Origin of the sequence: Rhodococcus sp. HM1 (assembly GCF_023218075.1) — a bacterium.
Lineage (GTDB): Bacteria > Actinomycetota > Actinomycetes > Mycobacteriales > Mycobacteriaceae > Rhodococcus.
The window spans coordinates 19,190-32,875 of record NZ_JALPTB010000006.1; the positions used below are offsets into that span (position 1 = coordinate 19,190).

General features: G+C 69.4%; 12 protein-coding genes. 2 read left to right on the forward strand and 10 right to left on the reverse strand.

Features of this window, described 5'->3' with window-relative positions; genetic code table 11:
* Positions 1–2 precede the first annotated feature (2 nt).
* The 5 genes from M1M07_RS05190 to dxr all read right to left on the reverse strand — a co-directional run bounded on the left by M1M07_RS05190 (position 3) and on the right by dxr (position 6,453).
* Positions 3–1,841: a penicillin-binding transpeptidase domain-containing protein gene (locus tag M1M07_RS05190; RefSeq protein WP_197255468.1), complete on the reverse strand. Its 1,839-nt coding sequence runs from the start codon at positions 1,839–1,841 to the stop codon at positions 3–5.
* An 82-nt stretch (positions 1,842–1,923) separates the two neighbouring features.
* Positions 1,924–2,760, reverse strand: coding sequence for a GNAT family N-acetyltransferase (locus M1M07_RS05195; protein ID WP_197255470.1), 837 nt, complete (start codon positions 2,758–2,760; stop codon positions 1,924–1,926).
* A 93-nt stretch (positions 2,761–2,853) separates the two neighbouring features.
* Positions 2,854–4,008: a flavodoxin-dependent (E)-4-hydroxy-3-methylbut-2-enyl-diphosphate synthase gene (ispG, locus tag M1M07_RS05200; RefSeq protein WP_197255472.1), complete on the reverse strand. Its 1,155-nt coding sequence runs from the start codon at positions 4,006–4,008 to the stop codon at positions 2,854–2,856.
* Positions 4,009–4,053: 45 nt separating this feature from the next.
* On the reverse strand, positions 4,054–5,274 hold the full coding sequence (locus tag M1M07_RS05205; protein ID WP_248673492.1) for an RIP metalloprotease: 1,221 nt from the start codon (positions 5,272–5,274) through the stop codon (positions 4,054–4,056).
* A 15-nt stretch (positions 5,275–5,289) separates the two neighbouring features.
* Positions 5,290–6,453, reverse strand: a complete 1,164-nt coding sequence (gene dxr, locus M1M07_RS05210; protein ID WP_248673493.1) for a 1-deoxy-D-xylulose-5-phosphate reductoisomerase — start codon at positions 6,451–6,453, stop codon at positions 5,290–5,292.
* Positions 6,454–6,600: 147 nt separating this feature from the next.
* Between dxr and M1M07_RS05215 the strand changes: the two genes are divergently transcribed.
* On the forward strand, positions 6,601–6,846 hold the full coding sequence (locus M1M07_RS05215) for a DUF2631 domain-containing protein (protein WP_197255478.1): 246 nt from the start codon (positions 6,601–6,603) through the stop codon (positions 6,844–6,846).
* A 67-nt stretch (positions 6,847–6,913) separates the two neighbouring features.
* Here the strand turns inward: M1M07_RS05215 and M1M07_RS05220 are convergent, their stop codons facing one another.
* The 5 genes from M1M07_RS05220 to M1M07_RS05240 all read right to left on the reverse strand — a co-directional run bounded on the left by M1M07_RS05220 (position 6,914) and on the right by M1M07_RS05240 (position 11,946).
* Positions 6,914–7,348, reverse strand: a complete 435-nt coding sequence (locus M1M07_RS05220) for an HD domain-containing protein (protein WP_248673494.1) — start codon at positions 7,346–7,348, stop codon at positions 6,914–6,916.
* Between the two features lie 103 nt (positions 7,349–7,451).
* Positions 7,452–8,582, reverse strand: a complete 1,131-nt coding sequence (locus M1M07_RS05225) for a glutamate--cysteine ligase (protein WP_197255482.1) — start codon at positions 8,580–8,582, stop codon at positions 7,452–7,454.
* 126 nt (positions 8,583–8,708) lie between these two features.
* On the reverse strand, positions 8,709–9,476 hold the full coding sequence (locus M1M07_RS05230) for an enoyl-CoA hydratase/isomerase family protein (protein WP_197255484.1): 768 nt from the start codon (positions 9,474–9,476) through the stop codon (positions 8,709–8,711).
* Between the two features lie 17 nt (positions 9,477–9,493).
* The gene (locus M1M07_RS05235) at positions 9,494–10,738 is read right to left on the reverse strand and encodes an acetyl-CoA hydrolase/transferase C-terminal domain-containing protein (protein WP_248673495.1); all 1,245 of its coding nucleotides are present in this window, start codon (positions 10,736–10,738) and stop codon (positions 9,494–9,496) included.
* 38 nt (positions 10,739–10,776) lie between these two features.
* Entirely contained in the window at positions 10,777–11,946 is a 1,170-nt protein-coding gene (locus tag M1M07_RS05240; RefSeq protein ID WP_197255488.1) for a CaiB/BaiF CoA-transferase family protein, read from the reverse strand.
* A 111-nt stretch (positions 11,947–12,057) separates the two neighbouring features.
* Between M1M07_RS05240 and M1M07_RS05245 the strand changes: the two genes are divergently transcribed.
* Positions 12,058–13,641: a class I adenylate-forming enzyme family protein gene (locus M1M07_RS05245; protein WP_248673496.1), complete on the forward strand. Its 1,584-nt coding sequence runs from the start codon at positions 12,058–12,060 to the stop codon at positions 13,639–13,641.
* Positions 13,642–13,686 lie beyond the last annotated feature (45 nt).

The following is a 13,686-nucleotide window of genomic DNA, read 5'->3' on the forward strand; positions in this document are numbered from 1 at the left end:
GGTCAGTAGCCCTCCGGCAGCGCCGCGAACATGTCCCGGGTGACGGCGACGGCGTTGTCGGAGCTGCCTCCCCGGACGACGAGCGTGGCGAACGCGAGGTCCCCGCGGTAGCCGACGAACCACGCGTGCGATCCGCCCTCGACCTCGGCCTCACCGGTCTTGCCGTAGACCTCGCCCTGGTCCCGGATGCGGTCGGCGGTGCCGCTGGTGATCACCAGCCGCATCATGCCGCGCAGCCCGTCGACCATCTCCGGGGTGATCGCCGGGCGGTCGCCCTCGACCGTCGTTTCGCGTCCCTTGATCAGATATGGGACCGGTGTCCGGCCGGCCGCGACGGTCGCGGCGGCGAGCGCCATCGCGAACGGGCTGACGACGACCTTGCCCTGCCCGAATCCGTCCTCGGCCCGCTGCACGACGTTCTCCGCGGGCGGGACCGATCCCGAGAACACCGGCAGCCCGACGACGTCGTACTCGGGTCCGATGCCGAATGCGGCGGCGGCGTTCGTGAGCGCATCGGCGGGCATCTCGGAGGCCAGCTTCGCGAAGGACGTGTTGCAGGAGCGGGCGAACGCCGTCGCCATCGACACCGTGCCGAGTTCGAACTCGTTGTAGTTGGGGACGCTGCGTTCCCCGATGGTGATCCGGCCCGGGCACGGCACCATCGTTTCTGGGGTGGCGAGACCGTTGGAGATCGCCGCACCCGACGTGATGATCTTGAACGTGGATCCGGGTGGGTAGTGTCCCGCGATCGCGACCGGTCCGTCCCGGTCGGCGGCCTTGTTCTGGGCGACGGCGAGGACCGCGCCGGTGGAGGCCTCGATCACGACCGTCATCGCCTGCTCGACGCGGGCGTCGACGGCGGCCTGTGCGGCCAGCTGGATCGGCCGGTCCAGGCTGATGGAGAACGACGGCGCCGGCTGCGGAGCCGTCTCCGTGAGGACACCGACGTCGACGCCGTACTGGTTCGTCACGACGACACTCCAACCGGCGACCCCGTCGACCTCGTCGATCACCGTCTTCTTGATCTGGCCGAGCAGGTCGGGGGCGAAGTTGCGGTCGGTGGCGACGAGATCGGCCTGTTCGACGACGCCGACGCCGGGGATGGCGTCGAGCGTGTCGGAGACGGTCGCGTAGTCGTCCGCGACGAGCCGGATGACGGCGAGCGGGCCGCTCGCCGCGGTCGCGGATTCGGCGATGGACTGGGCGGTGAGGGACGTGTCGAACCGCGTCAGAGCGGCGGACAGAGCGCGGGCCGCACCGAGGACATCCCTGTTCGCGGACGCGTCGAACGAGATGGAGTACACGGTCCCGGGCACCAGCACGTCCCCGCCCGAGTGTTCGTTGACGCGCGCCCGGGGCGCGGCCTTGGTGCGCAGGTGCATCGTCTGGCGGTCGCCGAGCTGCGGGTGCAGGTTCGAGCGGGTCCACCGCACGATCCAGTCGTCGCCGCTGCGTCCCATCTGCATCGTCCCGGTGTACTGCCAGATCCGGTCCTTCGGCAGGTGCCACTCGTAGGCGTAGTCGACGGTCGCGGCGTCGCCGTGGATCTGCACGCCCGTCGTCTCGGCGATCAGCGATTCGGCCTGCAGTCCGTCCCACGTCTCGGCGAGAGCTGCCTCGGCGTCCTGGGGCCGGTCGGTGTGGTCGGCGGCGGTCGCGAAGTCCTGCTCGGAGAACGCCGAGAGGAATGCCTGGGCCGCCGACTCGGGTCCGGCGGGTTTCGGTGTGCAGGCCACGACGCCGCCGAGGACCGCGACCGCGGCGAGCGAGGCCGCCACGATCCGGACGAGGACACGGCGGGGGGCGGGCGAGGTCGCCCGGGGAACTGAGCTGGCTTTCATCGCCCGTCATCGTAGGAGGCCGATGCCCGGACATCGGGGAGGCGCAACGGACGTGGTGGGCGTCTCCGTTGTGCGGAGTCGTTCAGTCGAGCAGGACGGTGGAGAACGTGGCGACCTGCCGGAAGCCGATACGCGCGTACGCGGCGCGGGCCCGCATGTTGAAGCTGTTGACGTACAGGCTCGGCAACCTGCCGCCCGCGGTGATCGCAGCGGCGACCGCCGCGGTGCCGGCCGATCCGATTCCGGCGTTGCGCATGGCCGGGCTCACCCAGACGCCCTGGATCTGACCGACCGTCGACGACTGCGATCCCACCTCGGCCTTGAACACGACCTCGCCGTTCTCGAACCGAGCCCAGGCGCGGCCGGTCGCGATGAGGCTGGCGACGCGACGGCGGTAGCTCACTCCCCCGTCGCCCGCACGCGGGTCGATGCCGACCTCTTCGATGAACATGGCCACCGCGGCGGGCAGGTAGGCGTCGATCTCCTCGGGCCGCACCCGGCGGACGAGCGGGTCGGGCGTCACGAGCGGTTCGCGGTCCAGGACGAGCAGCGGCTGTTCGGCGCGCACCTCCCGGGCGGGTCCCCACGCGTTCTCGAGCAGCTCCCACATGGGCATGGCGAGTTCGGCACGGCCGACGACCGACGAGCACAGGCGCGGTCCACGGGCAGCACGTTCGGCGAAGGCCTGCAGGTCGTCGGGAGACCCGAGCAGCGGGATCAGGTTGGCTCCGGAGAAGCACAGCGAGGTCTCCGCCCCGCCGCGGCTCCACATCTCACCGCCGACCGAGCGGCCGGCGATGCCGTACTCCTCGACACGGCCGGTGACCATGCACGTCGCCACCGGGTCTCGGGCGAGGACGCGCAACACCGCGGCGGTGTCCCGTCCACCGAGCGACCGGACCCCAAGAAGCTTGAGCACGTGCCCACCACCTGTCGACTGCCGATACCGACCAGATTGCCATGAGCTACGGCCCGACGGAAACCCACTCCCGAATCGGGAGTGTCGGAAGGTTCAGCCGACCGAAACGGTGGGTGTGCCGCTGCCGGCGTCGCCCTCCATCTCCTCGGCGATGCGCATCGCTTCCTCGATGAGGGTTTCGACGATCTGCGCCTCCGGGACGGTCTTGATGACCTGCCCCTTGACGAAGATCTGTCCCTTGCCGTTGCCGGAGGCGACTCCGAGGTCGGCTTCGCGCGCTTCGCCCGGACCGTTGACGACACAGCCCATCACGGCGACGCGCAGCGGCACCTCCATGCCCTCGAGACCGGCGGACACCTCGTTGGCCAGGGTGTAGACGTCGACCTGAGCGCGGCCGCACGACGGGCACGAGACGATCTCGAGCTTGCGGGGACGCAGATTCAGCGACTGCAGGATCTGCGTGCCGACCTTGATCTCCTCGGCCGGCGGCGCGGACAGCGACACGCGGATGGTGTCGCCGATGCCCTCCGAGAGCAGCGCACCGAACGCGACCGCGGACTTGATCGTGCCCTGGAAGGCCGGTCCGGCTTCCGTGACGCCGAGGTGCAGCGGGTAGTCGCACTGCGCGGCGAGCTGCCGGTACGCCTCGACCATCACGACCGGGTCGTTGTGCTTGACGGAGATCTTGATGTCGCCGAAGCCGTGTTCCTCGAACAGGCTCGCCTCCCACAGCGCGGACTCGACGAGCGCTTCGGGGGTGGCCTTGCCGTACTTCTTCAGCAGCCGCGGGTCGAGGGAACCGGCGTTGACGCCGATCCGGATCGGGATGCCGGCGTCCCCGGCCGCCTGCGCGACCTCCTTGACGCGGCCGTCGAACTCCTTGATGTTGCCGGGGTTGACGCGCACCGCGGCGCAACCGGCGTCGATCGCCGCGAAGATGTATCGCGGCTGGAAGTGGATGTCGGCGATGACCGGGATCTTGCTCTTCTTCGCGATGGTCGCCAGTGCGTCGGCGTCCTCCTGCCGCGGGCACGCGACACGGACGATGTCGCAGCCGGAGGCGGTGAGTTCGGCGATCTGCTGGAGGGTCGCGTTGACGTCGTGCGTCTTGGTGGTGCACATCGATTGCACCGACACCGGATAGTCGCTGCCGACACCGACATTTCCGACCATCAACTGGCGGGTCTTGCGTCGCGGTGCGAGGACCGCAGGTACTTCGGGCATGCCCAAACCGATGGGGCTGGTCACGTTTCGCCTTCTTTCGTTGCTACCGGCCGATTCTAGCGGCGCAGGTCAGAGCAGCTTGATGGGGTTGACGATGTCCGCGGTGAGCGTCAGCAGCATGTAGGCACCGCCGACGACCACGGCCACGTAGGTGAGGGGAAGCAGCTTCATGTAGTCCACCGGCGGTCCGTCGGCGAGACCACGCAGGTTGCGCACCCAGTTGCGGAGGCGCTCGTAGATCGCGACCGCCATGTGCCCGCCGTCGAGCGGCAGGAGCGGCAGCAGGTTGAACGCGCCGAGGAAGAAGTTCAGCTGCGCGAGCAGCAGCACGAAAGACTGCCAGATGCCGGCTTCCGCGAACTGGCCGCCGATGACGCTGGCGCCGACGACGCTGACGGGCGTGTCGACGGCCCGTTCCCCGCCGGTCACCGCGGTCCACAGGTCCGACACCTTCGACGGCAACTGCACGAGCGCCTCGGCGGTGCGGGCCGCGAGATATCCGGTGAACTCGAACGTCGCCGGGACCGCCGTCACCGGTGTGTACTCGAGAACGCGCGGTTCCCCGCCGACACCGATGGCACCGACCTCCCGGGAGACGGGTTGGGCGTCGGGGTCGTCGCTCTCGTACACCCAGCGCTGCACCTGCTGGATCGCGACCGGGAACGTGAGGGTCTCGTCGCCGCGTTCGACCGTGAAGTCGACCGTGCCGGACAGCGGCTGGGTGGCCTGAACCAGTTGACCGAACGTCTCGACGCGGGTGTCGCCGACCGCGACGATGACGTCGCCCGGTTGGATACCCGCGGCCTGAGCCGGACCGGTGCCCTCGCATTCGGCGGGCGCGTAGCCGCCTTCCGCGCCGGCCTGGGTCGGAGCCGCGCACCCGACGGTGCCGACGACGGCGCGGGTGTCCGTGTTCGGCAGACCCGACGTCACGGCGAGGGCGTAGACCAGCACGATGCCGATCAGGAAATTCATCGCGATGCCGCCGGACATGACGACCAGGCGTTTCCAGGTCTTCTGCTTGTACATCGCGCGGTCGTACTCGTCGGGTGCGAGCTCGTCGAGCGCGGTCATCCCGGCGATGTCGCAGAATCCGCCTGCGGGCAGCGCCTTGAGGCCGTACTCGGTCTCGCCGCGGCGGAACGAGAAGATCCGCGGGCCGAACCCGATGTAGTACCGCCGCACCTTCATGCCGAGCTTCTGCGCGGTCCACATGTGACCGGCCTCGTGCAGCGCGACGGAGGCGGTGATGCCGAGGGCGAAGAGCACCACGCCCAGCACGAACATCATCTGTAGCCGCTCCTCCTATTTCACGAGCGCGCGGGCTCGGTCCCGAGCCCAGCCGTCGGCGGCGAGCACGTCTTCCACGGTAGCGGGTTCTGCGGACCACTCGTGTGCGTCGTTCAGCACTGTCTCGACGGTGCGGACGATGCCGGGGAACGGCAGCGCACCCGCCAGGAACGCCTCTGCGGCGATCTCGTTCGCCGCGTTGTACACGGCGGTGAGGCTGCCGCCGGCGCGTCCCGCGGCGCGGGCGAGTTCGATCGCCGGGAAGACGACGTTGTCGACGGGCTCGAACTCCCAGGTCGACGCCGTCGCGAAGTCGAGAGCGGGAGCCGCCTCGGGCACCCGGTCCGGCCACGCGAGGGCCAGCGCGATCGGCAGCTTCATCGACGGCGGCGACGCCTGCGCGAGCGTCGACCCGTCGGCGAACGTCACCATCGAATGCACGATGGACTGCGGGTGCACGGTGACGTCGATGCGGTCGTAGTCGATGCCGAACAGCAGGTGCGCCTCGATGAGCTCGAGTCCCTTGTTGACCAGGGTCGCCGAGTTGAGGGTGTTCATCGGCCCCATCGACCAGGTCGGATGCGCACCGGCTTGCTCGGGCGTGACGTCCTCGAGCTGCTCGGCGCTCCACCCGCGGAACGGGCCACCCGAGGCCGTGAGCACCAGACGCGCGACCTCGGCCGCGGAGCCGCCGCGCAGGCACTGCGCCAGCGCCGAATGCTCCGAGTCGACGGGCACGATCTGACCGGGCGCGGCCGCGGCGGTGACGAGCGCGCCCCCGGCCACGAGTGACTCCTTGTTCGCGAGCGCGAGCCGCGCGCCCGTCGCGAGGGCCGCGAGCGTCGGCTCGAGACCGAGCGAGCCGACGAGCGCATTGAGAACGACATCCGCTTCCGTCTCGCGCACGAGCTCCGTGACGGCGGACGGGCCGCTGCGGACCGTCACCCCGGGCAACTCCAGCCGCGCCGCGGCGTCCGGGTTCGCGACCGCGACGTCGGTGACACCCGTCGTGCGGATCTGCTCGGCGAGCAGCTCGAGGTTGCCGCCGCCCGCGGCGAGGCCGACTACCTCGAACTTGTCGGGGTTGGCGTCGATGACCTCGAGCGCCTGGGTGCCGATCGATCCGGTGCTGCCGAGCAGCAGGACGCGGGTGCGGGAGCGGGATTGAGTGTCGACCACGCGACCATTGTTCCTGATGCACCTGAGGTGTCCCTGAATCGGTCGCGACCACCGGCGACGCGCGGGCACCGCCCCCACTTCATACGACAGGCGGTCGTATGTCACGATTAGCCCAACAGCGCGATCTTTCGAGCAGGAGGAACAACCGTGGCCGGTACCGAGTTGCAGTCCACCAAGGTCGACACGGCCGAGGTGCCCTCGGCGGAGTGGGGTTGGAGCGGTGAAGCTCCCAAGCTGTACCGCACCATGGGCATCATCGGGGCGATCTTCCTGCTGTTCATGCTCATCGGCAACCACGCCGGTCACGTCGAGGACCTGTACCTCATCGGTTTCGCCGTGCTCCTCGTACTCATCCTCGTGGTCGACGCCATCCGGCGCCGCCGCCCGCGGTAGAGCCGCACAGATTTCGTCGGGCCCGTCCGGAAGTTCCGGGCGGGCCCGACGCGTCTCCACGGACGGGTCAACCGCAGGATGTCAGCTCGGCGCGCGCGTGAGCGTATTTCGCCGCCAGTCGTTCACGGCTCGCATCGTCCAGACTGGCCAGTCGCTCCGGGTCGCTGTTGTCCGCGAGATCCGCGAGCTTGACCGTCAACGCCAGCGGGACCCGGCGCACCCGTGCGTAATACTCGTCCGGTTCCTCACCGCCCCGGCGGGTCAACGCGTCGACCGCAGCGACGACCTCTGGCGGGAACTGTTCCCCGAGGTCCGCGAGCGTCACCGTCGTGTCCTCGACGACGTCGTGCAGCCAGGCAACCGCGACAGCGTGATCGTCGCCGGCCACCCGGGCCGCGACTCGGGCCGGATGCGTGATGTACGGGCGCCCGGCCTTGTCGACCTGACCGGCGTGCGCGACCGTCGCGATCCGCTGCGCCGCCCGTGTGATCGAAGATTCCAACTACTCCCCCGAGTGTGATCGTGACCGGTCGCGGCGCCGGCGCCGAACACGCACCGGAACTTCCGCGTCGATCCAGAGTTACCAGCAGGATCCGACAGGTTTTTCACGACATGTCCGGTTCGGGAGCGCAGGTCACGAGCCGGACGACGTCGGCGAGCGTGCCGGCCTCGAGGGTCGCTCGCTGCCGGGCGGCGCCGTTCCCGGTGGCCAGGATGCGCTGCACGGCCTCCCGGGCGGCGCAATAGTCGCCGGTGCGTTCGAGAGCGGGCCGAACATGCTCGAGGAGTCGGAAGATCGGGTGCGCGGCATGCACGAGCTGCCCGGAGACGGTGTCGACCGCGCGCCCTGTGACGCCGTCCCGCGAAGCTCGCCAGTATGCGGCGCGCAGAACCTCCGGCTCCACGTCGAGTTCCTCACCCTGCCGGGTGGAATCGAGTGCCGTGACGACCAGGCCGCGCACCAGGGTCGCGAGCAGGACCGCCTCGTCCACGGTGGCCTGGGTGTCGCCGATACGGATCTCGATCGTGGGCAGATGCGCCGACAGGCGCATGTCCCAGTAGAGCATCGCCTTGTCGAGGATGACCTCGCGCTCGAGCATGGTCGCGATCACCGTGTCGTAGTGCTCCGCGGATTCGAAGACGGGCGGCGGCCCGGCATTGGGCCACCGCGTCCACAACACATGACGCCAACTGGCGTATCCGGTGTCGCGCCCGGCCGCGATGGGCGAGTTCGCGGTCAGCGCCAGCAGGACCGGCAACCAGGGCCGCAGATGATTGCTGACCCGCACCCCGGCGTCCCGGTCGGGGATGGCGACGTGGACGTGACAGCCACAGATGACCTGCTCGCCGAGCAGCCCGAAGTTCCCGAGCAGGCTGTGATATCGCTCCTGGTCGGTGATCAGGCGCGGCGGTGGACCGGCCGGTGGAACCGCGGTGGCCAGCAGCACCGCGCCCGCGCACGCGGCGGCCGCGGCGGCACGAGATCTCGTCCGCCGCAGTTGCGTCCGCAACTGTTCGATGCTCGTGCACACCGGGGTGGCGGTTTCGATCTGGCATCGGGACAGTTCCAGTTGCAGGTCGATGCCGAGTTCGCGCCCGGCGGCGGCGACGGCGACGTTGTCGAGCCACGGTGCCCCGGTCTCGGGATCGGCGAGGACGAATTCCTCCTCCACCCCGATGGTCGGACCCGAACCTTCGGCGGCGGGGTCGGCAACGCGGGATGGGGATGAGGTCATCGTCACTCCTGCCCCGGCCAGCGTTCTCGGCCGCTGCATTCAGGCTGTCACGTCCGCGACCGGCCCGGGGACGGAACCGGAGCCTCAATACTCCGGTCGGCAGTGAGTACCCACGTCACACCGGAATCAGCGGCCCCGCCACTGTGGAGCCCGCTTCTCGGCGAACGCGCGCGGCCCCTCCTGCGCGTCGTGACTGTTGTAGCAGGATTCCGACGCGTGCCGGGCCGCCCGCAACGCAGCGGACCGTCCCATCTCCGTGGAGATCATCACGGTCTCACGCGCGGCGCGGACCGACAGCGGTGCCCCGGCGAGGATGTCCCCGGCCAGCTCGAGCGCCGACGCGAGCAACTCGGCGGGTTCGGCAATTCTGTTGACCAGGCCGATCTCGTACGCGCGCTGCGCGGTGATCGGCTTTCCGGTGAGCAGGATCTCCATCATGATGCGCTGCGGAATCATGTGGATCAGCGGCGACGCCCACGGGGAACTGCGGCCCACCTTGACCTCGGTGACGGCGAAGGTCGCGGTCGTGCTCGCCACGCACAGGTCGCAGCTCTGGGCAATCAGCCAGCCGCCTGCGAACGCGGCACCGTTGACCGCGGCGATCGTCGGCTTCGACAGTTCGACGGTGTCGTACGGGACGGGAATCAGATCGCGCGGCGGCACCCGCATGCCGATCTCGACCATTTCCTTCAGGTCACCACCCGCACAGAACGCCTTCTCCCCCGCCCCGGTCAGAACCGCCACGCGCAGGTCCGGGTCGTGCTCGAAGCGCTCCCACGCGTCGTAGAGCCCCCGGCGGATCTCCGCGGTCAGGCAGTTGCGGGTCTCGGGCCGGTTCAGCGTGACGACTGCGATGCCGTCGTCGCGGGCATCGAACAGTACGGCCTCGCTCATCCGCCGGTCCTCGCTCACTAGAAACCTCGCTGCTCGATGATGCGGGCCTGCCGTTCCAGGTCCTCCCGGAAGGCCGGGTGCGCGATCGCGACCAGCCGCCGCGCGCGTTCACGCAGGGTGCGGCCCCGCAGTTCCGCCGCGCCGAACTCGGTGACGACTACGTCCACGTCGGAGCGCGCGGTGGTCACCGGCCCGGACAGGGCCGCGGTGATCCGGCTGACCGTGCCGCCCTTCGCGGTCGCGGGTAGTGCCGTGATCGCGTGTCCACCGGGCGACCGCGCGCCGGCCCGCACGAAGTCGACCTGCCCGCCGGTGCCGCCGAAATACGACGCGCCACTCTGTTCGGCGTTGACCTGCCCGGTCAGATCGATCTCCATCGCCGAGTTGATCGTGACGAGATCGTCGAGTTGCGCGAGGACGCCCGCGTCGTGCGTGTAGGCCGTGGTGCACATGCGGATCTGCGGGTTGCGATGGGCGAATCCGTAGAGCCGCGCGGTTCCGATCAGCGCTCCGGTGATCGAGACGCCCCGGTCGATTCGCTTGCGCGCGTTGGTGATCACACCCGATTCGATGAGATCGACGAGCCCGTCGCCGATCATCCCGGAATGCACACCGAGGTCCACCCGGTCGTGCAGGAGCCGCAGAATTGCGTCGGGCACGGCGCCGACCCCGGTCTGGATGACCGATCCGTCGTCGATGTAGGCGGCGGCGTGGTGCGCGATGGCCGCGTCGACCTCCCCGATCGCCGCCGGCGGGACCTCGACCGGCGACCGCGAAACATGCACCGCGCAATCGATTTTCGAGGACGGGAGAGATTCGCCGAGGGTGACGGGAACCCGGTCGTTGATCTCGGCGACCACCACCCGGGCCGTCGCGACGGCGGACTGGACGTAGTCGCTGACGAGACCGAAGCTGTGGTATCCGTCCGCGTCCGCGGGAGCGACCTGGACGAATGCGACGTCGCACCGGATGGTTCCGGCTTCGATCATCGGTCCGATCCGGCTGACGTGGCAGGGAATCACATCGAGTTCGTGGGCCTTGCTCAGCGCCCGCAGCGCGCCGATCGCGCCCATGCTCGACATCGCGAAACTGCCGGTCCGGCCGGGTGTGAAGATCCCGGAGAAACTCGTGGCGACGAACACCGTGAGTCCGCCGATGTCGCGGCCCTGCTCGATCAACGCTTCGATCAGGGTGGTCGGTTCACCGCACGCCTGCCCGATGACGATGTGATCTCCGGGCCGCAGATACTCGGCCAGATCCACGGTGGGCGTGCATGTTCCGCGGTGGGAACTCGACCCGATCACGACTCGGTGCCGTTCGCTCGCGCGCCGGCGGCGTGCAGTTCGTCGAGCACTTCGCGGGTGTGTTCCCCGAGCCGGGGTGCAGCTCCGGCGACGCGGCCGGGTGTTCGTGACAGCCACGTCGGGGGCCCGGGGAATCGGACGTTGCCGTACGGGGTCTCGACCTCCTGGAAGAAGCCGACGTCGTCGAGGTGATCGTTGTCGAACAGTTCGTCGAGGCTGCGGACCGGCGCAGCGGGGATGTCGAGGCTGCGCAGGAGGTCGAGCCACTCGGCGGTGGTCCGTTCGAGGAAGGTCTCCCCGAGGCGCGCGTAGACGGTGTCGATGTCGCGGGCTCGTTGCTCGAGCGTCGCGTAATGCGGTCCGGCCCAATGTGGTTTGACGGCTTCGACGAACGCGGTCCACTGTTTGTCGTTGTACACCAGTGCCGAGATCCGGCCGTCCTCGGTCCGGTACGGCCTGCGGTTGGGGGCGACCGCGCGGGGGTAGACCGCCGGCCCCACGGCGGGGTGGAACATCGCACCGTTGGCGTGTTCGACGAGCATGAACGACGCCATGGTCTCGAACATGGCGACCTCGACCTCCTGGCCCTCGCCGGTCCGTTCCCGGTGGAACAGCGCCATCACCGTGGCGTACACGGCGGTCAGGCCAGCCACCTTGTCGGCGATGATGGTGCCGACATAGCCGGCGTCACCGGTGAGTTGTTCCTGGGCGGAGAGCAGTCCGCATTCGGCCTGGATCGTGTCGTCGTAGGCGGTGAGGTCGGCGTCGGATCCGCCGCGGCCGTATCCGTAGCAGTTGGTGTAGACGATCGCCGGGTTCAGCGCGGAGACGTCGTCGTAACCGAATCCGAGTTTCGCGATCGCCTTCGCGCGCATCGAATGGATGAACACGTCGGCGCCGGTGACGAGTTCGCGCAGCACCGCCCGGTCCTCGTCGGCACGCAGGTCCAGCACGACGCTGCGCTTGCCGCGGTTCACGTTGACGAAGACCCCACTCATGCCCGGTTCGGGTCCGGCGGAGATGTAGCGGGTGTTGTCCCCGGCAGGCGGTTCGATCTTGATCACCTCGGCACCCATGTCCGCCATGATCTGCGTGCAGTACGGGCCCATCACCATGGCCGTCAGGTCGACGACCCGCACGCCGGACAGCGGACCTGTGTGTTCCATCCTGCTCACCCTCACTGCGTTCTGTCGGATCGGTGACGCACTTTCGAATCCCTCCCGGGCGGCGTCACATTATCAGGTGAATCCTTACAAGGATAGTGGTATGACTATGGGGTGGAAACGAATTCCGGCGACCGCGCCCGTGTGCCTTTGTGGCGCCCGGGGCCGCCACAAAGGCACACCACCGTCAACTTCGTCCTCGACACCGCACTCGCCGAGCGACCGGACGCGCCCGCCATCGACGCCGCGTCGGGCGTGTGGACCTACGCGGAACTCGACGAACAGGCGCGACGCGCGGCCGGCGCCCTGTGGTCACTGGGCGTCCGCCCCGGCGACCGTGTCGCCGCGTGCCTGCCCAACGACCTCGACATCGTCGCGGCGTTCCACGGCGCCGTGCGCATCGGCGCGATCTGGGCGGGAATCGGCGAGGCGCTCACGGAAGCCGAGCAGCGGAACCTGTTCGACCTGTGCGCGCCGACGGTCGTGCTCGCCGGGGACCACTGCGCGCTGGACACCCCCGAGTGCGTGCGCCCCGACCGGTGGTCGGACCTGCTGACCCACACCGACGACGCGCCCCCGGTCGACGTCGAGCCGGACTCCCCCGCCGGAATCGCCTTCACCAGCGGCACTTCCGGAAGCCCGAAGGTGGTCGTGCACAGCCACCGCAATCTGCTGCTGCCCGGCGCGACGCTCGTCGCCACCCGCGGCTGGGGACCGGATCTGCGCAAGGGCGACAGCTTCCCGCTGACGATCCTGAATCTGATGGTCCTGTCCACGCTTCTCACCGCGCAGGCCGGAGGATGCGCGGTCGTGATGAACCGCCGCGACCTCGACGGTGTCGCCGAATGGATCACCACCCGGAAGGTCACGGTGTGGAACGGCGCTCCGGCACAGTTGTTCGACCTGGCCCGCCGCCCGGACATCGACCTCGGGTCGCTGCGCGAGGTGTGGAGCGGCGGCGGCGACACCCCCGACGCACTGCGCCGCGCCTTCGCCGAGACGCACGGGCTGGTTCCCCGCGTCACCTACGGGCTGACGGAGGCGCCGACGGTCGTGTCCATCGATCCGGCCGATGACGAATGGCGCCCCGGGACCAGCGGACGGGTCCTACCGCAATACGACGTCGCCGCATACGACGACGACGGCCGTCGGCTCCCCGACGGCGAACTCGGCGAACTGAAACTCGCCGGCACCGGTGAGGGCCCGTGGGCGAACGCGTGGACGCCGATGCTCGGCTACTGGGAGAACGGGCGCATCCGACCACCCGAGCCCGGCCCGATCCCCACCGGCGACGTCGGAACCGTCGACGGCGAGGGATGGCTGACCGTCCTCGACCGCAAGAAACTCGTCATCATCCGCGGCGGCGCCAACGTCTACCCCCTCGAGGTCGAACGCGTGCTCGCCACCCACCCGGACATCACCAAGGCCGCCGTGTACCCCATCCCCGACGACCGCCTCGGCCAGCGTGTCGCGGCGGTCGTCGAGAGTGACCGTCCCGAACCGGATTTCGACGCGATCACCGCGCTGTGCCGACGCGCGCTCGCGTCGTACAAGGTTCCGGAGATCTGGACCCGCGTCGACGCGCTGCCGGTCAATGCGATGGGCAAGATCCAGCGCGCCGGCCTCGCCGAATTCGTCGCCGCCCACGGTGTCACCGAACAGCGTGTCACCGAACGCCGCGATGCCGGGCGTGCATAGTCCCGGCGCAGCCGTCCGATCCGTGCGAGGATCGAGCCCCTGTCG